The 22972-nt window shown below is 67.0% G+C and carries 24 protein-coding genes, 1 tRNA gene and 1 pseudogene; 19 read left to right on the forward strand and 7 right to left on the reverse strand.

The genetic code is table 11. The features are described from left to right. Positions 1-191: 191 nt before the first annotated feature. Entirely contained in the window at positions 192-1097 is a 906-nt protein-coding gene (locus G3N61_RS17940; RefSeq protein ID WP_089450066.1) for an Imm72 family immunity protein, read from the reverse strand. Next, positions 1094-2062 carry an Imm71 family immunity protein gene (locus tag G3N61_RS17945; protein ID WP_205823219.1) on the reverse strand — a complete coding sequence of 323 codons (969 nt, stop codon included), beginning with the start codon at positions 2060-2062 and terminating at the stop codon, positions 1094-1096. Before G3N61_RS17945 ends, G3N61_RS17940 begins: the two co-directional genes overlap by 4 nt. A gap of 328 nt (positions 2063-2390) precedes the next feature. Between G3N61_RS17945 and G3N61_RS17950 the strand changes: the two genes are divergently transcribed. Further along, positions 2391-2465, forward strand: a tRNA-Gly gene (locus G3N61_RS17950). 229 nt (positions 2466-2694) lie between these two features. Here the strand turns inward: G3N61_RS17950 and G3N61_RS17955 are convergent. After that, positions 2695-3027, reverse strand: coding sequence for a hypothetical protein (locus tag G3N61_RS17955; RefSeq protein WP_089450064.1), 333 nt, complete (start codon positions 3025-3027; stop codon positions 2695-2697). A 313-nt stretch (positions 3028-3340) separates the two neighbouring features. Here G3N61_RS17955 and G3N61_RS17960 point away from each other — a divergent pair. Next, positions 3341-3586: pseudogene (locus G3N61_RS17960) on the forward strand (2-oxo-4-hydroxy-4-carboxy-5-ureidoimidazoline decarboxylase); the annotation flags it as partial. A gap of 347 nt (positions 3587-3933) precedes the next feature. Next, positions 3934-4701: a tRNA (guanosine(46)-N7)-methyltransferase TrmB gene (gene trmB, locus G3N61_RS17965; RefSeq protein ID WP_205823220.1), complete on the forward strand. Its 768-nt coding sequence runs from the start codon at positions 3934-3936 to the stop codon at positions 4699-4701. A gap of 111 nt (positions 4702-4812) precedes the next feature. Here trmB and G3N61_RS17970 read toward each other — a convergent pair whose 3' ends face one another. The 3 genes from G3N61_RS17970 to G3N61_RS17980 form a co-directional block, all read right to left on the reverse strand. Beyond that, positions 4813-5643: an undecaprenyl-diphosphate phosphatase gene (locus G3N61_RS17970; RefSeq protein ID WP_205823221.1), complete on the reverse strand. Its 831-nt coding sequence runs from the start codon at positions 5641-5643 to the stop codon at positions 4813-4815. An 81-nt stretch (positions 5644-5724) separates the two neighbouring features. Then, complete coding sequence (locus G3N61_RS17975; protein WP_205823222.1) at positions 5725-6306, reverse strand: DUF1439 domain-containing protein; 582 nt, start codon at positions 6304-6306, stop codon at positions 5725-5727. Beyond that, positions 6303-6617 (reverse strand): YkgJ family cysteine cluster protein, encoded by a 315-nt coding sequence (locus tag G3N61_RS17980; RefSeq protein ID WP_205823242.1) that lies wholly within the window; start codon positions 6615-6617, stop codon positions 6303-6305. Before G3N61_RS17980 ends, G3N61_RS17975 begins: the two co-directional genes overlap by 4 nt. Before the next feature lie 173 nt (positions 6618-6790). Here G3N61_RS17980 and hemN point away from each other — a divergent pair, with 173 nt between their 5' ends. From hemN to ureG, 16 genes are all read left to right on the forward strand, one after another. After that, positions 6791-8182: an oxygen-independent coproporphyrinogen III oxidase gene (hemN, locus tag G3N61_RS17985; protein WP_205823223.1), complete on the forward strand. Its 1392-nt coding sequence runs from the start codon at positions 6791-6793 to the stop codon at positions 8180-8182. A gap of 80 nt (positions 8183-8262) precedes the next feature. Beyond that, positions 8263-8520 carry a hypothetical protein gene (locus tag G3N61_RS17990; protein WP_006488573.1) on the forward strand — a complete coding sequence of 86 codons (258 nt, stop codon included), beginning with the start codon at positions 8263-8265 and terminating at the stop codon, positions 8518-8520. A 104-nt stretch (positions 8521-8624) separates the two neighbouring features. Next, a complete protein-coding gene (locus G3N61_RS17995; protein ID WP_043181658.1) occupies positions 8625-9281 on the forward strand; it encodes a protein-L-isoaspartate O-methyltransferase in 657 nt (218 codons plus the stop codon). Positions 9282-9295: 14 nt separating this feature from the next. Then, entirely contained in the window at positions 9296-9619 is a 324-nt protein-coding gene (locus G3N61_RS18000) for a rhodanese-like domain-containing protein (RefSeq protein WP_011351193.1), read from the forward strand. A 456-nt stretch (positions 9620-10075) separates the two neighbouring features. Then, on the forward strand, positions 10076-11383 hold the full coding sequence (gene urtA / locus G3N61_RS18005; RefSeq protein ID WP_039367747.1) for an urea ABC transporter substrate-binding protein: 1308 nt from the start codon (positions 10076-10078) through the stop codon (positions 11381-11383). A 149-nt stretch (positions 11384-11532) separates the two neighbouring features. Next, entirely contained in the window at positions 11533-13152 is a 1620-nt protein-coding gene (gene urtB / locus G3N61_RS18010; RefSeq protein WP_205823224.1) for an urea ABC transporter permease subunit UrtB, read from the forward strand. A 1-nt stretch (position 13153) separates the two neighbouring features. Next, the gene (urtC, locus tag G3N61_RS18015; protein WP_205823225.1) at positions 13154-14341 is read left to right on the forward strand and encodes an urea ABC transporter permease subunit UrtC; all 1188 of its coding nucleotides are present in this window, start codon (positions 13154-13156) and stop codon (positions 14339-14341) included. Further along, positions 14338-15195 carry an urea ABC transporter ATP-binding protein UrtD gene (gene urtD, locus G3N61_RS18020; protein ID WP_205823226.1) on the forward strand — a complete coding sequence of 286 codons (858 nt, stop codon included), beginning with the start codon at positions 14338-14340 and terminating at the stop codon, positions 15193-15195. The genes urtC and urtD overlap by 4 nt, the downstream gene beginning before the upstream one ends. 4 nt (positions 15196-15199) lie before the next feature. After that, positions 15200-15892, forward strand: a complete 693-nt coding sequence (gene urtE / locus G3N61_RS18025) for an urea ABC transporter ATP-binding subunit UrtE (protein ID WP_205823227.1) — start codon at positions 15200-15202, stop codon at positions 15890-15892. Between the two features lie 208 nt (positions 15893-16100). Then, entirely contained in the window at positions 16101-16976 is an 876-nt protein-coding gene (locus tag G3N61_RS18030) for an urease accessory protein UreD (protein ID WP_089450056.1), read from the forward strand. 236 nt (positions 16977-17212) lie between these two features. After that, entirely contained in the window at positions 17213-17515 is a 303-nt protein-coding gene (gene ureA / locus G3N61_RS18035; protein WP_006406310.1) for an urease subunit gamma, read from the forward strand. An 8-nt stretch (positions 17516-17523) separates the two neighbouring features. Further along, positions 17524-17829, forward strand: a complete 306-nt coding sequence (locus G3N61_RS18040; protein ID WP_043181642.1) for an urease subunit beta — start codon at positions 17524-17526, stop codon at positions 17827-17829. 29 nt (positions 17830-17858) lie between these two features. Next, positions 17859-19565 carry an urease subunit alpha gene (ureC, locus tag G3N61_RS18045; RefSeq protein ID WP_043181640.1) on the forward strand — a complete coding sequence of 569 codons (1707 nt, stop codon included), beginning with the start codon at positions 17859-17861 and terminating at the stop codon, positions 19563-19565. Between the two features lie 17 nt (positions 19566-19582). Then, a complete protein-coding gene (ureE, locus tag G3N61_RS18050; protein ID WP_205823228.1) occupies positions 19583-20194 on the forward strand; it encodes an urease accessory protein UreE in 612 nt (203 codons plus the stop codon). Continuing rightward, positions 20181-20861, forward strand: coding sequence for an urease accessory UreF family protein (locus tag G3N61_RS18055; RefSeq protein WP_089450053.1), 681 nt, complete (start codon positions 20181-20183; stop codon positions 20859-20861). The genes ureE and G3N61_RS18055 overlap by 14 nt, the downstream gene beginning before the upstream one ends. Before the next feature lie 17 nt (positions 20862-20878). Continuing rightward, on the forward strand, positions 20879-21526 hold the full coding sequence (ureG, locus tag G3N61_RS18060; protein WP_043181634.1) for an urease accessory protein UreG: 648 nt from the start codon (positions 20879-20881) through the stop codon (positions 21524-21526). Between the two features lie 63 nt (positions 21527-21589). Here ureG and waaA read toward each other — a convergent pair whose 3' ends face one another. Further along, positions 21590-22945, reverse strand: a complete 1356-nt coding sequence (waaA, locus tag G3N61_RS18065; protein ID WP_205823229.1) for a lipid IV(A) 3-deoxy-D-manno-octulosonic acid transferase — start codon at positions 22943-22945, stop codon at positions 21590-21592. Between the last annotated feature and the right edge of the window lie 27 nt (positions 22946-22972).

Genomic DNA, 22972 nt, shown 5'->3' on the forward strand with positions numbered 1-22972 from the left:
CTGCCGAATTGCTCAAGCAACTCGGCGGGAATCGCCGGCAGGTCTACCGGTTTGGCTTTCGGTTTGCGAGGCATATAGTCTCCTTCGGAGCATCATATGCCTTGAACACGAAATTACTGACAGGCCCCGGCCGGGCTTTGCCCGTAACCGGTGCGCGGACAAAACTCTCCGGGCAGGACCCGTAGCCGCAGTTACGCGACAGGCTTGGGGAAGTAAGTTTCCTCCTCCGCCGGAATGCTGCCATCCCGGTAACGCGTGTCTTCCCACAGCAGCCGCCAGCGCACCACCTGTTCGTCGTTGGACCCTTCCAGCAGGTATTTGTGGGCAATACTGTCTTTGAGGAAGTAACTCGGACAGCCGACTTTGCCGGCCGGAAACCATGGTTCCCAGATACCCTCGACAGGAATCGCCTGATCGCTGCAAACCTCGCCGCTGCCGGATTCGTTCCTGGGCGGACAGGGAGGAAGTTCTGCGGGATAGCTACGACCGGGCGGCCAATATCGCCAAGCCGGAAGAGGCGCATCTTCGAACATGGATTCATAGGTCCAGTGCTCAAAAACGCGGGTCCCGCCATCCGCACGGGTTCCGTATGCAAGCATCCCGGTAAAACCGATTCCGACCGTGCACTTGAGCGCGTAGCCAATCAATCTCTCGATCCACACGCCCTCCGCGAACCCCGTGGCATACACCGGGTCCGCAAAGTTGGTGTCCTTCAGTCCCAGTGAATGAAAAAACGGATCGTATTTACGACCGATTTCAAGCGCACTCCGTCCAAACAACAGGTCGCCAGCTTGCTGGCTTCCTGTCATCAGCGCGTCGTATGCCGCTCGTTTGTCGAGACCTCGGCGCAATGCATCGATGCCCAGATCCATTTGCACCAGTGCCCCCAGGAAATCATGTCTGTAGGCTTCCTCAAGTTCCACCTGATTCGGGCTCGGTGTGTCCAGTTGTCTTGCGTACGCGCCGAGAAAATCCCGATAGAGTCCAACGGCGTATTCCAGGAACGTGAAACTCGTCCATTTCTTGAGCAGATAAAACGCCTTGGCGCGCGCATCCTGTTCCTGCTCGGCGGTCATGGTCAAAATACTCAACATCATGGACCCTGTTCGTCCGTCGATTGCTTGCCGGCATCGGCTACCGCAGCTTGATCGAGCGGCGACAACGTGACAGGTTCGGGGAAGTAAGTTCCCTCCTCCGCCGGAATGCTGCCATCCCGGTAACGCGTGTCTTCCCACAGCAGCCGCCAGCGCACCACATGCTCGTCGTTGGACCCTTCCAGCAGGTATTTGTGGGCAATACTGCCTTCGAGGAAGTAGCTCGGACAGCCGACCTTGCCGGCCGGAAACCATGGTTCCCAGATACCCTCGACAGGAATCGCCTGATCGCTGCAAACCTCGCCGGCCCCGGATTCGTTCCTGGGCGGACAAGGCGGAAGTTCTGCGAGATAGCTGCGACCGGGCGGCCAATACCGCCATGCAGGAAAAAACGGATCCTGGAACAACGATTCATACGTCCAGTGCTTGAACACACGCGTGCCGCCGTCGGCACGCTTGCCATAGGCAAGGTATTCGGAAAAACCGAGCCCGACCGTGCACTTGAGCGCCTGACAGCTCAACTCTTCAATCCACGCCCCTTCCGCATACCCCGTTGCATAGTCGAAATCCGAGAATCGCGTATCCCTCACGCCAAGCGCGTGGAAAAACGGGTCGTATGTTCGACCGACCTCGTGCGCGCTCCGCCCGAACAACAGCTCGCCCCCTTTCTCGCTACCCGCTATGAGCGCATCGTAGGCCGATCGCTTGTCGGCACCTTGTCGCAAGGTCTCAATGCCGTGATCCATCCTCGCCAATGCATTCAGGAAATCGCCGGCATACGCTGCCGCCAATTCCTCCTGATTCGGGCTCGGCGTGTCCAACTGCCTGGCGTACGCGTGAAGGAAATCCCTGAACAGACTCACGGCATGATCCAGGAACGTCACGCTCGTCCATTTCTTGAGCAGGTAAAACGCTTTGGCGCGCGCATCCAGTTCCCGCTCGGGCGTCATGGTCAGGGTATTCAGCATCGTGGGTTCTGTTCTTCCGTGGATTGTTTTCCGACATCGGTGAGGGCTCGCCGCGCATGGCCTATGCGAGAAGGCCCCCGGGGACGGCGACGGTATCGCCGACTGTATTCGCCCATCCGTTGGGCCGTTGAAATTCGGCTTCGATGCTACAGCGCGCCGAAGGGATGTGCGTTCAGCCTGGATGGGCGATCCCGTGAATGACGAGGGGCTCGCCCGACACGGCCCGCGACACCACGGCTCCCGCATCGAGTCATGCCAGTTTCGCTGCCACCGGCCAAAACCTCTCGCTTGCCATCCGCACCGAAACCCCTGTAGAATTACGCGTTCTGCGGGCGTCGTATAATGGCCATTACCTCAGCTTCCCAAGCTGATGACGTGGGTTCGATTCCCATCGCCCGCTCCAGTACATCTCAAACCCCTGCCGCGCAAGGCTTGCAGGGTTCTCCGGCAGTCACTGCCCCTCTTCCCGCGATATCCGTCTCGAATGTGTGCCACGGTGCATTTCCGTCGCGCGCCTGCGCCAGGATCGCCCGATAGCTCACCCGTGACGTAGCGTCCGGCGTCCGCCACATACCTCCAGCCGCCCTCGCCCAACGACAGGCGAAGGCCGCTCGACGCACGCGGCGCCTACCTCATACCGCCCGCAACATCACGATGAGGATGGGCAAGCACAGCAGGCCATGAAGCACGATCGCGCAATAGGCCGGCACCAAGTCCACTCCGGCATCATCTTTCGCATGCAGCAACGCACCGATCGCCCAGACGAGACCGCCCAGCGAAACGATCCCGCACAGAACCACGACAGCCAGCGCCGTACCGATCGCACCAAATCCCGACGCCCCCGCAAAGGCTTCCGGATTATTCAGGATCGATATACCGACGATGCCGGCAATCACACACTCGGCGAGTGCAAGGATGGCCGGGCTGCTACCGATCTTGCGACGCACGGAAGTTGTTTCACTCATGGCTTTTCTCCCCAAAGGCCAGTGATGGCGGATCATGCCGACGCACCCTCTCGCACGGTTGTTGCAAGCGCAACCACCGGCGAAGCATGAATCGTCGCGGCAGCCGTCATCGCTTCTTGTCGTTCTGGCCGCAGGCCGTCGAAACGAAACGCGCACTGTTCATTTTCATCACGTTGCGCACGCGCCTCACGCATCCGGTCATGCCGGCTGCGTACGCGATTCTACTCAATCGCCCGGCGACAGCACATCGCCCGAACCATCCCGCCCCCCAAGAAAAAAGACACACTCTCCCTAATCGGGAAAATCGGTCAGCGAACAGACGAGCGCCGGCCTCGACGCACTGACCGACGACGAGGAACTCCGCCTGCAGCGGATGAATCGCGCGTATCGCGAGCAGCATGGCTTCCCGTTCATCATCTGCGTGCGTCACTACACGAAGGCCGGCATCTTCTTCGAACCGGAGAGCCGCGTGTCGCGCGAGACCGCATTCGAACTCGACTACGCGCTGAATCAGATCAAGGCGATCCCGCGCCGCCGGCTCGACCAGCGCGTCGGGTGACGCGCAACGCATCCGTGCGCTGAAACGAGGGCCGATGCGGCATGCGCGTCGGCCCCGTCCCCATATGCCCCCGTCCCCGAGCACGTCGACGCCGGGCCGACGGCAGCACGGCCGCAGCCCCCGCAACCTTGCCAGTCGGATCAAACCAGTCCATAATCCGGCTCTTTCCGGTTGGCTGAACGGGAAATCCTTAAGGATCAACGGCTTGACGGCGTATCGCCGCTCCCGTCGCCACGTTCCGCAACCGCGCGCCCAGCCGCCTCGTCGAAGGCGGCTTTTTTGTACCGCGCTGGCGCGTCCCGCGCGCCCGATGCCCTCGCCCGCAACCGAGCCTTTCTCTGTCACCGATGATGCACGACGATCCGAACGAAACCGGCCTGCCGCCGCACGACGACGCCATTCCCGACGAAGCCGCCGAAGGCGCCGACGCAGTCAATCCGCTGCACCACCGCCGCATCCGCAGCTTCGTGACGCGCGCCGGCCGTGTATCGACCGGCCAGCGCCGCGCGATGGACGAACTCGGCCCGCGCTTCGTGGTGCCGTACACGCCGGAACTGCCCGACTGGAACGCGGTGTTCGGCCGCAACGCGCCGCGCATCCTCGAAATCGGCTTCGGCATGGGCGCATCGACCGCGGAAATCGCGGCGAACCGCCCCGGCGACGACTTCCTCGGCGTCGAGGTGCACGAGCCGGGCGTCGGCGCGCTGCTGAAGCTGATTGGCGAGCAGGATCTGCCGAACATCCGCATCATCCAGCACGACGCGGTCGAGGTGCTCGAGCACATGATCGCGCCGGAAAGCCTCGACGGCGTGCACATCTTCTTCCCCGACCCGTGGCACAAGGCGCGTCACCACAAGCGCCGGCTGATCCAGCCGCCGCTCGTCGCGCATCTCGCGTCGCGCCTGAAGCCCGGCGCGTACATTCACTGCGCGACCGACTGGCAGAACTACGCGGAACAGATGCTCGAAGTGCTCGGCGCGGAGCCGACGCTCGAAAACACGGCCGCCGACTACGCACCGCGCCCCGACTACCGCCCGGTGACGAAGTTCGAACGGCGCGGGCTGCGGCTCGGCCACGGCGTGTGGGACCTGGTGTTCCGCAAGCGCGCAGACTGAACCCGCCCGCCGAGGCGGCGCATGCCGCCCTGCTCCGGACAAGAAAAAGCCCGACCGGCATCCGCCGATCGGGCTTTTTTCATGGGAGGCGCGCCGGCCTCCGTATTCGCGTCACGCCCAGTTCAGCCAGCCGCTGTACCCGACCAGCAGCACGAACAGCCCGAACGCGATCCGGTACCACGCGAACACCGTGAAATCGTGCGTCGCGACGTAGCGCAGCAGCCAGCGCACGCACACGAACGCGCTGACGAACGCCGCGACGAGCCCGAGCGCGAACAGGCCGAGCGAATCGACCGTGAACGCCTGCCAGTCCTTGACGGTTTCGTAGAGCGTCGCGCCGAAGATGATCGGGATCGCGAGGAAGAACGAGAATTCGGTGGCGACGCGCCGGTCGAGGCCGAACAGCATCCCGCCGATGATCGTCGAGCCCGAGCGCGACATGCCGGGAATCAGCGCGCAACACTGCGCGATGCCGACCTTGAGCGCATCGAGCGGCGTCAGCGCATCGACCGACACCACGCGCGGCGGTTCGCGACGCTCGCGCTGCCGCGCCTCGGCCCACAGGATGATCGCGCCGCCCACGACGAGCGCGAACGCGACGGGGACCGGCGAGAACAGCACGGCCTTGATCTTCTTCTCGAACAGCAGGCCGAGCGCGATGGCGGGAATCGTCGCGATCACGACGTTCAGCGTGAAGCGCCGCGCGTCGGGCCGGCTCGGCAGCCCGGACACGATGGACGCGATCCGTTGCCGGTATTCCCAGCAGACCGCGAGGATCGCACCGAACTGGATCACGACGTCGAATGTCTTCGCGTGCGAATCGTTGAAATTCAGGAAGCTGCCCGCGACGATCAGGTGACCGGTACTCGACACCGGCAGGAACTCCGTCAGCCCCTCGACGATGCCGAGGATCAAAGCCTTGCAGATCAGGATCCAGTCCATCCGTGGCCCAACTCCGAAATGGTCGAATGAATGGGCCACTCTTCCACGCGCGGCCCCCCTCCGGCCGAGCGCGGGTCGTCGTCATTTTTCGACGATCGCCACGCGTATGCCGTTTGTAAGAATCGTAATTGTACCGGGTTCGTAGTTCACCCCGGCAAATTGCAGTTGTTCGGGCTTGAACGTGTAGATCGGATAGTTGGTCAGCAACTGCGTCGCGAGCAGGCCGGCGGCCGCGCCGACCTGCTGCGCGTACATCTGCGCGTCGCCGTCGAGCGCGAGGCTGTCGACGGCCGGCGACTTCAGCACGACCGAGCGACTCGGCGCGTCGTAAGCCAGCTGGCCCGACACGGTGAACTTGCCGTTGACGGGCGCGCGCAGGAACGGGCTCACGAAATGCGCGTCGAGCTGCACGGCGACGCGGTTCTGGTCGGGCAGCAGGTTGACGGCCGGGTTCGCGAGCGACACGTCGACGACCTGCGCGACCGTCTTCTGGTACGGAAACTTGCGCGCGACGGCTTTCTGCACGTCACCGCGCGAGAACGTGTAGTGATCGGGGATGAACGGGAACGTCGACGCGCACGCGGCGAGCGAAAGCGTCACGCCGATGGCGCCGACGGTTACGGCAAGAAAACGGCGCCGGCCGGGCGCGCAAGGTGCGGTCATGCTGAACACTCTCCTGGTGACGACGGCCGCGTCGCGGCCTCGAGACGCGTGAGCCACGCGAGCGCTTCGTCGCGCGACGCGCCGCACATGTCCGCGGCCGGCTGCAACCCGGAACAGCACGCGGGCCGCTCGGGGCGGCCGAAGATCCGGCAGCGCAGGTCGTCGCCGAGCTGCACGCAGCGCACGCCGGCCGGCTTGCCGTCGGGCATGCCCGGAATCGGGCTGGAAATCGACGGCGCGATGCAGCACGCGCCGCAGCCCTCGCGGCACGCATGCGGCGGCGGGACGGCTGACGCCGGGCGGACAGGCAATTCGACGGACACTCGACTCTCTCGAACGAACAACAAAAAAACGGTGCGGCAACCGGACGCGGTGCCGGCAGCCCCACCCCGCATTGTGCCATCGCCGGCTGCGACGTTATTACACAATGCAGCCCAATCGCGCGTTTATATACTCGAAAGCATCTAAAAAGCGCGAGACCATCATGCGTTCTGGTTCTGCCGACACAGTGTTCCGTCCCGATTTGCTCGCGAAATACGGCGCGAACGGGCCGCGCTATACGTCGTACCCCACCGCGCTGCAGTTCCGCGACGATTTCGACCCGGCCGACTACGTACGCGCGGCAAGCGACCCCGGCGCGTCGTCGAGCGAGCTGTCGCTGTACTTCCACATCCCGTTCTGCAACACCGCGTGCTTCTACTGCGGCTGCAACAAGATCGCGACCAACAACCACCGCCGTGCGCGCCCGTATCTCGACCAGCTCAAGCGCGAGATGGCGCTGCAGGCCGCGCTGTTCGATCCCGCGCGCCCGGTCACGCAGCTGCACTGGGGCGGCGGCACGCCCACCTTCCTGTCCAACGACGAAACGGCCGAGCTGATGGCGGCCACCCGCGAGCACTTCGCGCTCGCGCCGGATGCCGACGCCGAATTCTCGATCGAGATCGACCCGCGCACGGTCACGCCCGCGACGCTCGTGCACCTGCGCAACATCGGTTTCAACCGGCTGAGCCTCGGCGTGCAGGATTTCGATCCGGTCGTGCAGCAGGCGATCAACCGGATCCAGCCGCTCGAGATGACGGCCGACCTGCTTTCCGCCGCGCGCACGACGGGCTTTCATTCGGTCAGCGTCGACCTGATCTACGGGCTGCCGCACCAGACCGTCTCCGTCTTCGCGCGCACGCTGGAAACGATCATCGAACTCGCGCCCGACCGGCTGTCGGTGTTCGGCTACGCGCACATGCCGCAGCTGTTCAAGATGCAACGGCAGATCGACGATGCGACGCTGCCGCCGCCGGAAACGCGCATCGCGCTGCTCGGCCTCGCGATCGACATGCTGACGTCGGCCGGCTACGTGTACATCGGGATGGACCACTTCGCGCGGCCGTCCGACGAGCTCGTGCGCGCCCAGCAGAACGGCACGCTGCAGCGCAATTTCCAGGGCTACAGCACGCGCGCGGATACCGATCTCGTCGGTTTCGGCGTGTCGTCGATCGGCAAGGTCGGCGACGTCTACGCGCAGAACGCGAAGGACCTGCCCGCCTACGGCGCCGCGCTCGACGCGGGCCGGCTGCCGATCGCGCGCGGCGTGCGGCTCACGCCCGACGACCGGCTGCGCCGCGACGTGATCACGCAACTGATGTGCAACCTCGACCTGCCGTTCTCGCACGTCGAGGCCGCGCACGGCATCCGCTTCGCCGATCATTTCGCGCGCGAACTCGACGCACTGCGCCCGTTCGAGCGCGACGGGCTGCTGACGATCGCGGCCGACCGCCTGACGATCCATCCGGCCGGCCGGATGGTCGTGCGCAACATCGCGATGGCATTCGACGCGTATCTCGGCCAGACGCAGCAGCAGCGCTACTCGCGCACGGTCTGAACCCGGCGGGCCGCGGCCGGCCGCACGCGGGCGGCCGGTTTGATACAGTGTGGGGCTTACGCCCCGCCAGATTCCGCACGATGCGCACCACCAAAGCGACCCACGCGGTCGAACGCCTGAAGACCCGCTCCGGCAACCCGCAATTCGCGGCCGTCGCGATGGCGGGCGGCCTGTTCTATCTCGTCGACCGCTCCGGCGGCACGGCCGAGAAGCGCTGCGAGCCGCTGCCGCTCGACGAGTTCGTCAAGTTCGTCGACGAATTCGGCCCCAAAAAACCGCGCAAGGCGAGCAAGCTCGACCTCGCGTTCGAGGCGCAGATCAAGAAGAGCAAGGGGTAAAGGTCTGTTGCAGGCCGCCTGAAGGCTTCGCGGCCGCCCCGTTTGGTACAATCACGAAGTTTCTCTATCCCCGCTGATGGCCGACCAGGCTGCGTGACCACACCATGAATATCGAAAACGCGCGTTTCAACATGATCGAACAACAGATCCGGCCGTGGGACGTGCTGGATCTCGACGTCCTGGGCCTGCTGTCGATCGTCAAGCGTGAAAACTACGTTCCGGCCGAATACCGCGATCTCGCGTTCGCCGACCTCGAACTCCCGCTGCCCAACGGCAACAGCAAGATGCTGTTCCCGCGCGTCGAAGCGCGCGTGCTGCAGGAGCTGACGGTCAAGAAGCACGAGAACGTGCTCATCATCGGCGCCGGCTCGGGCTACCTGGCTGCGCTGTTCGCGCACCGTGCGCAGCACGTGACGGCCGTCGAGATCGATCCGACCAACGCGAAGTTCGCGGAAGACAACCTGCGCAACGACGGCGTGACCAACGCGGAAGTCGTGCTCGGCGACGGTTCGCGCGGCTGGGCCGGCAAGGCACCGTATGACGTGATCTGCGTCGCGGGCGGCCTGCCCGTCGTGCCGCAGGAAATGCTCGAACAGCTGAAGGTCGGCGGCCGCCTCGCGGCATTCGTCGGCGGCCGTCCGGTGATGAAGGCGCAGATCATCACGCGCATCGACGACAAGCAGTACCGCGTCGCCGACGTGTTCGAAACGTACATCGACCACCTCGTCAACGCGATCGAGCCGTCGCGCTTCAAGTTCTGAGCAGCGGAGCCACCATGCAGATCCTGACGGCCGCGATGCTCGCGGAATGGCTCGGCGACAAGGCGCGTCCCGCGCCGGTCGTGCTCGACGTGCGCGAACCGTGGGAAATCGCGACCGCGCATATCGCCGGCAGCGTGTCGATCCCGATGCAGCAGATTCCCGCGCGCAGCGAAGAGCTCGACGACGAAGCGGAAATCGTCTGCGTGTGCCATCACGGGATGCGCAGCGCGCAGGTCGCGATGTTCCTCGAATCGCGCGGCTTCACGAAGCTGTACAACCTGCAAGGCGGGATCGACGCGTGGTCGCGCGACGTCGATCCGTCCGTGCCGCGTTACTGATCCTGCCGGCGGCGCATCGCGCGCCGCCTCGCCGATCGGCACACTGCCGCCGGCCGCACTGATCCCCCGAACGGGCACGCATCGCGTGCCCGTTTCTCTTTTCCGCTCCGGTTCATCACTTCAGCGTCGTCTCGATGACCGGCAGCGGCACCGCGCTGTGTCCGAGTCCTGCCCTGCCCGCGTGGCGCGAAGTCACGGTGCCCGGCAGTCCCGCACCGCGTGCAGGTGCAGGCACCGGAACGGGGAACCCCGACCGTGCACCATTTGCGCCCGTGAACCTGCACCGCGACGGACCGCCCATGCTGCACGACGCGTCATGCGCACCGTCCCGACGCCCCGCACCGCCCCGCTCAGGCACGCCTGACGTGCATCCGCACGACTGGCACATGCCTTGCGTTACCCCCTTGGCCGACGCCTACACGGCGCACGCATATCCAACACGTCAAGGGGAACCCGATGAAACGTCGCAGTCTGTTGAAGTTCGGTTCGATGGCCGGCGCACTCGCGCTCGCGGGCAAGAGCCCGTTCGCGCACGCGGCCGATGCGGGCACCGGCCCGATCAAGGTCGGCATCCTGCACTCGCTGTCGGGCACGATGGCGATCTCGGAGACGTCGCTGAAGGACACCGCGTTGATGACGATCGCCGACATCAACAAGAGCGGCGGCGTGATGGGCCGCAAGCTCGAGCCCGTGGTGGTCGATCCCGCGTCGAACTGGCCGCTGTTCGCGGAGAAGGCGCGCCAGCTGCTCACCCAGGACAAGGTCGCGTGCGTGTTCGGCTGCTGGACGTCGGTGTCGCGCAAGTCGGTGCTGCCGGTATTCGAGGAACTGAACGGCCTGCTCTACTATCCGGTGCAGTACGAAGGCGAGGAAATGTCGCGCAACGTGTTCTATACGGGCGCCGCGCCGAACCAGCAGGCGATCCCGGCCGTCGAGTACCTGATGAGCGCGGAAGGCGGTGGCGCGAAGCGCTTCTTCCTGCTCGGCACCGACTACGTGTATCCGCGCACGACCAACAAGATCCTGCGCGCGTTCCTGAAATCGAAGGGCGTGAAGGACGCCGACATTCAGGAGGTCTACACGCCGTTCGGCCATAGCGACTACCAGACCATCGTCGCGAACATCAAGAACTTCTCGCAAGGCGGCAAGACGACCGTGATCTCGACGATCAACGGCGACTCGAACGTGCCGTTCTACAAGGAGCTCGGCAACCAGGGGATCAAGGCGACCGACGTGCCGGTCGTCGCGTTCTCGGTCGGCGAGGAAGAGCTGCGCGGGATCGACACGAAGCCGCTCGTCGGCCACCTCGCCGCGTGGAATTACTTCATGTCGGTGAAGAACCCGACCAACACGAAGTTCAAGGACCAGTTCGCCGCGTGGGTGAAGGCGAACAACCTGCCGGGCGGCGCGAAGCGCGTGACCAACGATCCGATGGAAGCGACCTACGTCGGCATCCACATGTGGAAGCAGGCCGTCGAAAAGGCAAAGAGCACCGACGTCGACAAGGTGCGCGTCGCGATGATCGGCCAGACCGTCGCCGCGCCGTCGGGCTTCACGCTCGCGATGGACGGCAACCATCACCTGCACAAGCCGGTGATGATCGGCGAGATCCGCGGCGACGGGCAGTTCAACGTCGTGTGGAAGACCAAGACCGCAGTGCGCGCGCAACCGTGGAGCCCGTTCATCGCGGGCAACCAGGGCAAGCCGGACATCGTCACGTCGATCCCGGCCTTCCTGCGCCGGCAGCGCGCGGCGCTCGCCTGATGCAGGGTGGCGCGTCGCGCTTCCTGCGCGACGTGCCGCTCGCACACCGATGCCGATAGCGATGCGCCGGCCACGCTTGCCTTCATGAACAGCAAGCGACCGCGCATCGCCGCCCGCATTCGCTTCCCCACGCCCGACAGGATTTCCCGATGCCTACACGCTTTCGCCGAGCCGCCGTCGCGATCGTCGCGTTCACCGCCCTCGCGGGCGGGCTGCCGCGCGCCGCGTTCGCGCTGACGGCGGCCGATACCGCCGCACTCGCCGGCGACGACTTCGACGCGAAGACGACCGCGATCGAACGGCTCGCCGCCGATCCCGATCCGCGCGCCGTCGCGCTGCTCAACGCGCTGTCGACCGGCGACGCGCTCGCGACCGGTGACGGCCGCCTGCTGATCCAGACCGGCGACACCGCGCACGACGCGCTCACGCAAGCCGCGACGCCGGCCGGCGACGCGCAGCCCGTGATGCTGAACAACCTGCTGCGCACGAAGATTACTGGCGCGCTGTCGGGGCTCGCGCTCGCATCGCCCGACGTCGCCGCGCGCCGCGACGCGATCGATGCGTTGCTGAAATCGCCCGACCCGGCACTCAAGCCGATGATCGACCGCGCGCGTGCGAAGGAAACCGATCCCGCATTGAAGCGCCGCCTCGACGCGTTGTGGGCGATCGCCGCGCTGCACGACGCCGATCCGGCGAAGCGCCTCGAAGCCGTGCAGGTGGTGGCCGCGCGCCGCGATCTCGACATGATCGAACAGTTGCGCCCGCTCGTCGCGAAGAACGCCGACGGCAGCTACGCGGAGCCGGACGCGCGCGTGCGCGACGCCGCGCAGCAGGGGCTCGAAGCGCTGCACACGTTGCAGCGCCGCGGCGAGATCGTCGGCACGCTGTTCGCCGGCCTGTCGCTCGGCAGCGTGCTGCTGCTCGCCGCGCTCGGCCTCGCGATCACGTACGGGCTGATCGGCGTGATCAACATGGCGCACGGCGAATTCCTGATGATCGGTGCGTACGCAACCTATGTGGTGCAGACGCTGATCCAGCGCTATGCGCCCGGCGCGTTCGACTGGTATCCGCTCGTCGCAGTGCCGGTGTCGTTCGTGACCGCTGCACTCGTCGGCATCGTGCTCGAACGGCTCGTGCTGCGGCACCTGTACGGCCGCCCGCTCGAAACGCTGCTCGCGACCTTCGGCGTGAGCCTGATCCTGATCCAGGCAACGCGGATGCTGTTCGGCGCGCAGAACGTGCAGGTCGTGAATCCGTCGTGGATGAGCGGCGGCGTGACCGTGATGCAGAACCTGATCCTGCCGTACAACCGGCTCGCGATCCTCGCATTCGCGCTGGCGGTGGTGTTCGTCGCGTGGGCCGTGCTGACGAAGACGCGGCTCGGCCTGTTCGTGCGCGCCGTCACGCAGAACCGCCGGATGGCCGCGTGCGTCGGCGTGAAGACCGCGCGCGTCGACGCGTATGCGTTCGCGTTCGGCGCGGGCATCGCGGGCCTCGGCGGCTGCGCGCTGTCGCAGATCGGCAACGTGGGCCCCGACCTCGGCCAGAACTACATCATCGATTCGTTCATGGCCGTCGTGCTCGGCGGCGTCGGGCAGATCGCCGGCACGGTGCTCGGCGGCTTCGGGCTCGGCCTCGCGAGCAAGGCGATCGAGCCGTTCTGGGGCGCCGTGCTCGCGAAGATCGCGGTGCTCGTGATGATCGTGCTGTTCATCCAGAAACGTCCGCAGGGCATGTTTGCCCCGAAGGGCCGCAGTGCGGAGGCTTGACGTGACTTCATTCACCCACTCGTTGTCCAACCCGGCCGCCGATTCGCCGAAGCCGACTGCCGCCGCCCGCGCGGAAGAACGCTTCGCGCTCGGCCTGCCGCCCCGCCCCGCGCTGCTGTCGCGGCGCGCGTGGCTCGCGCTGATCGCGCTGTGTATCGCAATCGGCATCGGCGTGCCGCTCGCCGCGCTCGTCGCGCCCGAGTCGAGCGCGTTCCATCTGTCCGCGTACGCGATGACGCTCACCGGCAAGCTGATGTGCTACGCGATCGCCGCGCTCGCACTCGATCTCGTGTGGGGCTACTGCGGGATCCTGAGCCTCGGCCACGGGCTGTTCTTCGCGCTCGGCGGCTATGCGATCGGCATGTACCTGATGCGCGAGATCGGCCGAGACGGCAAGTACGGCAGCGACCTGCCCGACTTCATGGTGTTCCTCGACTGGCACCAGCTGCCGTGGTACTGGAGCGGCACGCAGCATCTCGCGTGGGCGCTCGCGCTCGTCGTGCTCGTGCCGGCCGTGCTCGCGTGGGTGTTCGGCTTCTTCACGTTCCGCTCGCGCGTGAAGGGCGTGTACCTGTCGATCATCACGCAGGCCATGACGTTCGCCGCGATGCTGCTGTTCTATCGCAACGAGACCGGCTTCGGCGGCAACAACGGCTTCACCGACTTCAAGCGCATCGCGGGCTTCGGGATCACGTCGCCCGGCACGCGCACGGTGCTGTTGCTGCTGACGTTCGCGACGCTGGTGCTCGCGTTCATCGCCGCGCGCGCGATCGTCACGAGCAAGCTCGGGCGCGTCGTCACCGCGGTGCGCGACGGCGAGACGCGGCTGATGTTCCTCGGCTACAGCCCGCTCGCGTACAAGCTGTTCGTGTGGACCGTGTCGGCCGTGCTGTGCGGCATCGCGGGCGCGCTGTACGTGCCGCAGGTCGGCATCATCAACCCCGGCGAGATGTCGCCCGGCAACTCGATCGAGATGGCGATCTGGGTCGCGGTGGGCGGACGCGGCACGCTGATCGGGCCGATCGTCGGCGCGTTCGCGGTGAACGGCGCGAAGAGCCTGTTTACCGCGTACTTCGCCGAATACTGGCTGTTCTTCCTCGGCCTGATCTTCGTGCTCGTGCCGCTGCTGCTGCCGCGCGGGATCATGGGCCTCGTCGAAACCGTGCTCGCGAAGGGGAAACGCGCATGAACGGAACGGCCCTCTACCAATTCACGCCGCCGCCCGAGGACGAACTGCTGGCCGTCAGCGGCACCGCATCGATGGGGCGCGTGGTGCAGCCCGGCATCGACACGTCGCATGGCACGATCCTCTACCTCGAGGATATCGAGGTGAGCTTCGACGGCTTTCGCGCGCTGAGGAAGCTGTCGCTCGCGATCGACGCGGGCGAGCTGCGCTGCGTGATCGGCCCGAACGGCGCCGGCAAGACGACGATGATGGACGTGATCACCGGCAAGACGCGCCCCGACGCAGGCAAGGTGTTTCTCGGCCAGACGCTCGATCTCGCGCGGATGAACGAGCCCGAGATCGCGCGCGCGGGCATCGGCCGCAAGTTCCAGAAGCCGACCGTGTTCGAACAGCACCCGGTGTGGGAGAACCTCGAGCTCGCGATGCAGACTGACAAGGGCTGGCTCGCGTCGCTGCGTGCCCGGCTCGACCGTGCCGCGCAGGCAAAGATCGAGGAGACGCTCGCGCTGATCGGCCTCGAAAGCCACGCATTCCGCGCGGCCGGCGAGCTGTCGCACGGGCAGAAGCAGCGGCTCGAGATCGGCATGCTGCTGATGCAGCGCCCCGCCCTATTGCTGCTCGACGAGCCGGCGGCCGGGATGACCGACCACGAGACGATGGAACTCGCCGAGCTGCTGAACACGCTGCGCGGCACCTGCTCGATGATGGTCGTCGAGCACGACATGGAATTCGTCGCGGCGCTCGCGGGCGACACGGGCCGCGTGACGGTGATGGCCGAAGGCGCCGTGCTCGCGCAAGGCACGCTCGACCAGGTCAAGCGCGACGACGCGGTGATCGAGTCTTACCTTGGACGATGATGCGATGCTGAAGATCGATGCACTGAACCAGTACTACGGCGGCAGCCATATCCTGCGCAACGTGAGCCTCGCCGCCGACGACGGCAAGCTCACCGTGCTGCTGGGACGCAACGGCGTCGGCAAGAGCACGCTGCTGCGCTGCCTGATGGGCGTCGTCGCCGCCAAGAGCGGCAGCGTGTCGTGGCGCGGCACGACGCTCGGCGCGATGCCGCCGTACGCGCGCGTCGCGGCCGGGCTCGCGTACGTGCCGCAGGGTCGCGACATCTTTCCGCGGCTCACCGTCGAGGAAAACCTGCTCGTCGGCGCGGCGAGCCGCAAGGCGCCGTCGAAAGTGCCCGACCGCATCTACGACCTGTTCCCGGTGCTGAAGGACATGCGCGCGCGACGCGGCGGCGACCTGTCGGGCGGCCAGCAGCAGCAGCTCGCGATCGGCCGCGCGCTGATGAGCGAGCCACAGTTGCTGATCCTCGACGAGCCGACCGAAGGCATCCAGCCGTCGATCATCCAGGACATCGGCCGCACGCTGCGTCAGCTGGTCGACGAATCGAAGATGACCGTGCTGCTCGTCGAGCAGTACTACGACTTCGCCCAGTCGATCGCCGACCGCTACTGGGTGATGAGCCGTGGCGAGATCGTCGCGGGCGGCGACGCGCGCGACATGGAGACGAACGGCGTGCGGGAGCTGATCGCGGTATAGCGGGAAAGGCGGCCCGGGGCGGCGCCGCGTCCGACGATCGGCCCGCAACACCGATCCGGTGCCTCGCCGAACGGCGCCTGTCGGGCACGCGCCGGCAAAACGGCACGACCCGGGAGCGGCGTTGCCACGCCCCGCAACGCGGGCACCGCGGCGTATATTGTTGCGGTAGCATCCTCGTTCACCGCGCCCGTCCCCCTGCTTCCCGCCGATGTCCGCCCCCGATTCCCATGCCCCGCTGTCCCGCCCCGCCGTCGCCAAGTCGTGGCACGGCCGCCTCGAACTCGGCTTCGAACGGCACGGCGCGCGCACGACACTCACGCACCGGCTGCACGACGGCCCACTGCGCGTGCAGCGGCCGCTGTACCCGGAAGGCGACGCGATCTGCCACGCGGTGATCGTCCACCCGCCGGGCGGCGTCGCGGGCGGCGACCGACTCGACATCGACATCGCACTCGGCAACGGCACGCACGCGGTGCTGACGACACCCGGCGCGACCAAGTGGTACAAGTCGAACGGGCTGGACGCGACGCAACGCATCGACATCGCGATCGGCGAGCACGCGAAACTCGACTGGCTGCCGCAGAACAACCTGTTCTTCGACGCGGCGCACGCGTCGCTCGATTTCACGGTCAAGCTCGGCGCGGGCGCCAGTGCAATCGGCTGGGACGCGTCGCAGCTCGGCCGGCAAGCGGCCGGCGAAACCTGGTCGGCGGGCCGCATCGCGTCGACGTCGGCGCTCGTCGATGCCGACGGCCGACCGCTGTGGACCGAACGCGCGCTGCTCGATGCACACGACCCGCTGCGTGGCGCGCTGCAGGGTCTCGCCGGCTTTCCCGCGTACGGCACGCTGTGGGCGGCCGGCGCCGCGTGCGATGCCGCGCTCGCGGAATCGCTCGCCGCGCGGATGCCGTTCGATACCGCGCTGCGCGCGGGCGCGACCTGCGTGACACCGGGCGTCGTGCTGGTCCGTGCGCTGTCGACGTCGATGGAAGCGCTGCAACGCCACTTCACCGACTGCTGGCTGCATCTGCGGCCGATCGTGCACGGCGTCGACGCACGGCCGCTGCGTCTCTGGCAGACCTGAGCGCGATCGCGCCACGCACCGTTTCGGCGCAGCGTCGCGAGCGGCGCTGCACGTTGCGCATGCATCACGCACCACGAGCGCGCATCGCGCTGCGTTCCACGCACATGGCACACGCCTTGCTCCTTACATAACCGATACGCGACGCACGCAAAACAGCGCGGTGCTACGATGACCCGCGCGTTCGCCCCGTTGCGCACGCACCGATAAAAATTACGTTTTCCTGAACGTTTGCCTTCATGAAACTGACTCCCCGAGAGAAAGACAAGCTGCTGATCTTCACGGCGGCGCTGCTGGCCGAGCGCCGTCGCGCACGCGGCCTGAAGCTCAACTATCCGGAGGCGGTCGCCTTCATCACCGCCGCGCTGATGGAAGCCGCGCGCGACGGCAAGACCGTCGCCGAGGTCATGCATTACGGCACGACGCTGCTCACGCGCGACGACGTGATGGACGGCGTGCCGGAGATGATTCCCGACATCCAGGTCGAGGCGACCTTCCCCGACGGCACGAAGCTCGTGACCGTCCATCACCCGATTCCGTGAGGTCCCGCATGATCCCCGGCGAAATCCTCACCGACGACGGCGAACACGAACTGAATGCAGGCCGCGCCACGCTGACGCTCGTCGTCGCGAACACCGGCGACCGCCCGGTGCAGGTCGGCTCGCACTACCACTTCTTCGAAGTCAACGACGCACTGTCGTTCGATCGCGCGGCCGCGCGCGGCTTTCGCCTGAACATCGCGGCCGGCACCGCCGTGCGCTTCGAGCCGGGCCAGACGCGCACCGTCGAGCTCGTCGCACTCGCGGGCGAGCGTGCCGTCTACGGTTTTCAGGGCAAGGTGATGGGGCCGCTGTAAGCCGCGCCCCGCTCTTCAGGAACAGCAACATGACACTACGCTTGAGCCGCCGCGCGTACGCGGAAATGTTCGGGCCGACGACGGGCGACCGCGTCCGGCTCGCCGATACCGAACTGCTGATCGAGATCGAACGCGACTTCACGACCTACGGCGAGGAAGTGAAATTCGGCGGCGGGAAAGTGATCCGCGACGGGATGGGCCAGTCGCAGCGCGTGGCGGCCGAGGTGCCCGACACGATCATCACGAACGCGGTGATCCTCGATCACTGGGGCATCGTGAAGGCCGACATCGCGATCAAGCACGGCCGCATCGCCGCGATCGGCAAGGCCGGCAACCCCGACATCCAGCCCGGCGTGACGATCGCGATCGGCGCCGCGACCGAAGTGATCGCCGGCGAAGGGCTGATCGTGACGGCGGGCGGCATCGACACGCACATCCACTTCATCAGCCCGCAGCAGATCGACGAGGCGCTCGCATCGGGCGTCACGACGATGCTCGGCGGCGGCACGGGGCCGGCCACCGGCACCAACGCGACGACCTGCACGCCGGGCCCGTGGCACATGGAGCGGATGCTGCAGGCCGCCGACGGCTGGCCGATCAACCTCGGCTTCCTCGGCAAGGGCAATGCGAGCCTGCCGCAGCCGCTCGTCGAGCAGATCGCGGCCGGCGCGATCGGGCTGAAACTGCATGAAGACTGGGGCACGACGCCCGCCGCGATCGACAACTGCCTGTCGGTCGCAGACGACACCGACACGCAGGTCGCGATCCACACCGACACGCTGAACGAAGGCGGCTTCGTCGAATCGACGGTCGCCGCGTTCAAGGGCCGCACGATCCACACGTACCACACCGAAGGCGCCGGCGGCGGCCATGCGCCCGACATCCTGAAGGTGTGCGGCGAGTCGAACGTGCTGCCGTCGTCGACCAACCCGACGCGCCCGTACACGATCAACACGCTCGACGAGCATCTCGACATGCTGATGGTGTGCCATCACCTCGATCCGTCGATCGCCGAGGATCTCGCGTTCGCCGAATCGCGGATCCGCCGCGAGACGATCGCGGCCGAGGACATCCTGCACGATCTCGGCGCGCTGTCGATGCTGTCGTCCGATTCGCAGGCAATGGGCCGCGTCGGCGAAGTGATCATCCGCACCTGGCAGACCGCGCACAAGATGAAGGTGCAGCGCGGCGCGCTGCCCGAGGACGGCGCGCGCAACGACAACTTCCGCGCGAAGCGCTACGTCGCGAAGTACACGATCAACCCGGCGCTCACGCACGGCATCGCACACGAAGTCGGCTCGATCGAGCCCGGCAAGTGGGCCGACCTCGTGCTGTGGGAGCCGGCGTTCTTCGGGATCAAGCCGACCATGATCCTGAAGGGCGGGATGATCGCGATGGCGCAGATGGGCGACCCGAACGCGTCGATCCCGACGCCGCAGCCGGTCCACTATCGCGAGATGTTCGCCACCCGCGGCGGCGCGCTCGCGCGCACGTCGCTGACCTTCGTGTCGCAGATGGCGGCCGATGCGGGCATCGCGGAACGCTACGGCCTTGCGAAGCGGATCGTGCCCGTGCGCAACTGCCGCAACGTGACGAAGGCCGACATGATCCACAACGCGTGGCGCCCGTCGATCAGCGTCGACCCCGAAACCTACGACGTGATCGCCGACGGCCAGTTGCTCACCTGCGAGCCCGCTTCGGTGCTGCCGATGGCGCAGCGCTATTTCCTGTTCTGATTGCCGGTTTTCGATTCATGCGCACCCTCGACAAACGCATTGCCCCGAACGTGAAACTCGCCGCGTCGCTCGTCGCGCGCGCGCCGACGCTCACGCTCGCCTACGACGCCCGCTGCAAGAGCCGCCTCGCGGCAACGCTCGACACCGGCGAGGACGTCGCGGTCCTGCTGCCGCGCGGCACGATCCTGCGCGACGGCGACGTGCTGGTCGCCGACGACGGTGCACTCGTGCGCATTGCCGCCGCGCCCGAGACCGTGCTGCGCGTGCGCGCGGCCGACCCGCTCACGCTGATGCGCGCCGCGTACCATCTCGGCAACCGCCACACGCCGGTCGAGATCGGCGACGACTACCTGAAGCTCGAAGCCGACCCGGTGCTCGCGGACATGCTGCGCCGGCTCGGCACGCAGGTCGAGGAAGCGAGCGCGCCGTTCCAGCCGGAAGCCGGTGCATACGGCGGCGGCCACAAGCACGGGCACGACGCGACGTTCGCCGAGGACTACGCACTCGCGCAGCAAGTGTTCGGCGAGCATCACGGCCACTCGCACTCGCACTCGCACGATCACGATCACGATCACGATCACCAGCATGGTCCGGGTTGTTCTCACGGCCACGGCCATGACCACCACTGAACTCGTCGCGCTGCTGCACCTCGCGTCACCGGCGCTGCCGATCGGCGCATTCAGCTATTCGCAGGGTCTGGAAGCGGCGCTCGACGCGAACCTGATCCGCGACGCCGACACCGCGCGCGACTGGATCGCAAGCGGCCTGACCGACGTGCTCGCGCACGGCGAGCTGCCGTTCCTCGCGCACCAGCTCGCGCGCTGGCACGCGCACGACGCATCGGCGCTCGCCACCGAAAACGCGTGGTTCATCGCGAGCCGCGAATCGGCGGAACTGCGCCGCGAGACCGAACAGATGGGCTGGTCGCTTGCGCAGCTGTGCGCATCGCTCGAATGGGGCGACGCCGCGCGCCGCGCGACGCTCGCGTCGATTTCGCCGGTCGCGCTGCCCACCGCATTCGCCTATGCCGCCGCCGCACACGACGCGAGCGCCGACGCCGTGCTCGCCGCGTATGCATTCGGCTGGGTCGAGAACCAGACGTCCGCCGCGCTGAAGGCGGTACCGCTCGGCCAGCTCGCCGGACAACGCATCATCGTCGCGCTGCGCGGCGCGATCGACGCGGCCGTGCGCCGCGCGCTCGCGACGCCGCCCGACGCCGTCAACACGTTCGCGCCGCAGCTCGGCATCCTGTCGGCGCGACACGAAACCCAGTATTCGCGGTTGTTCCGCTCCTGAACCCGACACTATCCGCCATGAACGCACCTGCCCCTTCCTCCGCCCGCCGCACGAAGAAACTGCCGCCGCTGCGCGTCGGCATCGGCGGCCCCGTCGGCTCCGGCAAGACCACGCTGCTCGAGATGCTGTGCAAGGCGATGCGCGACCAGTACGACCTCGTCGCGATCACCAACGACATCTATACGAAGGAAGACCAGCGGCTGCTGACGGTCGCGGGCGCGCTGCCCGAGGAGCGCATCATGGGCGTCGAGACGGGCGGCTGCCCGCACACGGCGATCCGCGAGGATGCGTCGATCAACCTCGAAGCGGTCGACCGGATGCTGTCGCGCTTCCCCGACGCCGACATCGTGTTCATCGAATCGGGCGGCGACAATCTCGCGGCGACGTTCAGCCCCGAGCTGTCGGACCTGACGATCTACGTGATCGACGTCGCGGGCGGCGAGAAGATTCCGCGCAAGGGCGGCCCCGGCATCACGAAGTCCGATCTGCTCGTGATCAACAAGACGGATCTCGCGCCGCTGGTCGGTGCGAACCTCGACGTGATGGCGTCCGACACGAAGAAGATGCGCGGCGAGCGGCCTTACGTAATGACGAACCTGAAGGCGCTCGACGGCGTCGCGGACGTGATCGCGTTCATCGAGAAGAAGGGTTTGCTGACGGTCTGAGCGGCGTGGCGGCGCCATACGGTGCCGCCACGCATGCTCCCGGCTGCATTGCGCCGCCGTCGCCTAGTCGTCGGAATTATCCTGCGCGTCCTGCAGCGCGCTCCCGCCGCGTTCGGCGGGCGGCAGCAGTGCCGCGAGCACGTCGACCGTGCGCGCGGTCGCGCCGCGGTGACGTGCCGCGAATGCGGCACCGGCCGAACCCATCGCGATGCGCCGCGCCTTGTCGGCGAACAGCGCGTCGAGCACGTGCGCGAGATCGAGCGGATCCTCGACCTGCAGCGCCGCGCCGGCCGCGACCGCGTCGGCGGTCGCCTGCGTGAAGTTGAATACGTGCTTCCCGATCAGCACCGGCACGCCGACCGCACACGCTTCGATCAGGTTCTGGCCGCCGAGCGGCAACAGGCTGCCGCCGATGAACGCGACGTCGGCCGCCGCGTAGTACGCGCCGAGCTCGCCCATCGAATCGCCGAGCAGCACCGTCACGTCGTCCGGCATCGGTTCGGCAGCCGGCCGGCCGGCCGCGAGCGCGGCCTTATCGGCCGCCCATACCGAGCGTCGCACGCACTTGAGCCCGCTGCGCTCGACCAGCGCCTCGACCTCGGCGAAACGCTGCGGATGACGCGGCACGAGCACCAGCAGCGCGCCGGGCGTGCGCATCGACGCGAATGCCTGCAACACCAGCGCCTCCTCGTTCTCGCGCGTGCTCGCGGCCACCCACACGGGCCGCGCGCCGATCGCGTCGCGCCACGCATGGCCGCGCGCCGCGAGTTCCGGCGGCGTCGTCATGTCGAACTTCAGGTTGCCGAGTACGGTCACGTTGCGCGCGCCGAGCGACGTCAGCCGCTCCGCGTCGGCCGGGCTCTGCGCGAGCACGCGCGAGAAACCGCCGAACACGTCGTGCGTTGCCGCACCGAACTTCGAGGCACGCCGGAACGAACGCGCGGACATGCGCGCATTGGTCAGCACCAGCGGCACGTCCGCACGGCGGCACTCGTCGATCAGCGTAGGCCACACCTCGGTTTCCATCACGAGGCCGAGCGTCGGCCGCCACGCGCGCAGGAAGCGCCGCACCGCGCCGGGCATGTCGTACGGCAGGTAGCAGCGCAGCACGCGATCGCCGAAGATCTGTTCGCCGGTCGCACGGCCGCTCGGCGTCATGTGCGTGAGCAGGATGCGTGCATCGGGGCGCGCATGCATCAGCGCGTCGATCAGCGGCTGCGCCGCGCGCGTCTCGCCGACCGATACCGCATGCACCCAGATCAGCGGCGCACGGTCGTCACGCGAGCGGCCCGCCACGTGGCCGAAGCGTTCGCCGATGTGCTCGCGATAGCCGCGCTCCTTGCGCGAACGCACGACAAGCCGGATGACGGCGATCGGTGCGACGAGCCACCACAGCGCGCGATAGATCACCCTCAGCATGCCGCGTCCCTTGTCTTGCTTCGAAGA

This window comes from Burkholderia sp. Ac-20349, from assembly GCF_017104865.1.
Lineage (GTDB): Bacteria > Pseudomonadota > Gammaproteobacteria > Burkholderiales > Burkholderiaceae > Burkholderia > Burkholderia aenigmatica.

What these genes read in the sequence shown, in the direction of transcription:
- G3N61_RS17940 (WP_089450066.1), bottom strand. Translation starts at nt 1,097, where the DNA reads ATGATGTTGAGTATTTTGACCATGACCGCCGAGCAGGAACAGGATGCG.
- G3N61_RS17945 (WP_205823219.1), bottom strand. Translation starts at nt 2,062, where the DNA reads ATGCTGAATACCCTGACCATGACGCCCGAGCGGGAACTGGATGCGCGC.
- G3N61_RS17955 (WP_089450064.1), bottom strand. Translation starts at nt 3,027, where the DNA reads ATGAGTGAAACAACTTCCGTGCGTCGCAAGATCGGTAGCAGCCCGGCC.
- trmB (WP_205823220.1), top strand. Translation starts at nt 3,934, where the DNA reads ATGATGCACGACGATCCGAACGAAACCGGCCTGCCGCCGCACGACGAC.
- G3N61_RS17970 (WP_205823221.1), bottom strand. Translation starts at nt 5,643, where the DNA reads ATGGACTGGATCCTGATCTGCAAGGCTTTGATCCTCGGCATCGTCGAG.
- G3N61_RS17975 (WP_205823222.1), bottom strand. Translation starts at nt 6,306, where the DNA reads ATGACCGCACCTTGCGCGCCCGGCCGGCGCCGTTTTCTTGCCGTAACC.
- hemN (WP_205823223.1), top strand. Translation starts at nt 6,791, where the DNA reads ATGCGTTCTGGTTCTGCCGACACAGTGTTCCGTCCCGATTTGCTCGCG.
- G3N61_RS17990 (WP_006488573.1), top strand. Translation starts at nt 8,263, where the DNA reads ATGCGCACCACCAAAGCGACCCACGCGGTCGAACGCCTGAAGACCCGC.
- G3N61_RS17995 (WP_043181658.1), top strand. Translation starts at nt 8,625, where the DNA reads ATGAATATCGAAAACGCGCGTTTCAACATGATCGAACAACAGATCCGG.
- G3N61_RS18000 (WP_011351193.1), top strand. Translation starts at nt 9,296, where the DNA reads ATGCAGATCCTGACGGCCGCGATGCTCGCGGAATGGCTCGGCGACAAG.
- urtA (WP_039367747.1), top strand. Translation starts at nt 10,076, where the DNA reads ATGAAACGTCGCAGTCTGTTGAAGTTCGGTTCGATGGCCGGCGCACTC.
- urtB (WP_205823224.1), top strand. Translation starts at nt 11,533, where the DNA reads ATGCCTACACGCTTTCGCCGAGCCGCCGTCGCGATCGTCGCGTTCACC.
- urtD (WP_205823226.1), top strand. Translation starts at nt 14,338, where the DNA reads ATGAACGGAACGGCCCTCTACCAATTCACGCCGCCGCCCGAGGACGAA.
- urtE (WP_205823227.1), top strand. Translation starts at nt 15,200, where the DNA reads ATGCTGAAGATCGATGCACTGAACCAGTACTACGGCGGCAGCCATATC.
- G3N61_RS18030 (WP_089450056.1), top strand. Translation starts at nt 16,101, where the DNA reads ATGTCCGCCCCCGATTCCCATGCCCCGCTGTCCCGCCCCGCCGTCGCC.
- ureA (WP_006406310.1), top strand. Translation starts at nt 17,213, where the DNA reads ATGAAACTGACTCCCCGAGAGAAAGACAAGCTGCTGATCTTCACGGCG.
- G3N61_RS18040 (WP_043181642.1), top strand. Translation starts at nt 17,524, where the DNA reads ATGATCCCCGGCGAAATCCTCACCGACGACGGCGAACACGAACTGAAT.
- ureC (WP_043181640.1), top strand. Translation starts at nt 17,859, where the DNA reads ATGACACTACGCTTGAGCCGCCGCGCGTACGCGGAAATGTTCGGGCCG.
- ureE (WP_205823228.1), top strand. Translation starts at nt 19,583, where the DNA reads ATGCGCACCCTCGACAAACGCATTGCCCCGAACGTGAAACTCGCCGCG.
- G3N61_RS18055 (WP_089450053.1), top strand. Translation starts at nt 20,181, where the DNA reads ATGACCACCACTGAACTCGTCGCGCTGCTGCACCTCGCGTCACCGGCG.
- ureG (WP_043181634.1), top strand. Translation starts at nt 20,879, where the DNA reads ATGAACGCACCTGCCCCTTCCTCCGCCCGCCGCACGAAGAAACTGCCG.
- waaA (WP_205823229.1), bottom strand. Translation starts at nt 22,945, where the DNA reads ATGCTGAGGGTGATCTATCGCGCGCTGTGGTGGCTCGTCGCACCGATC.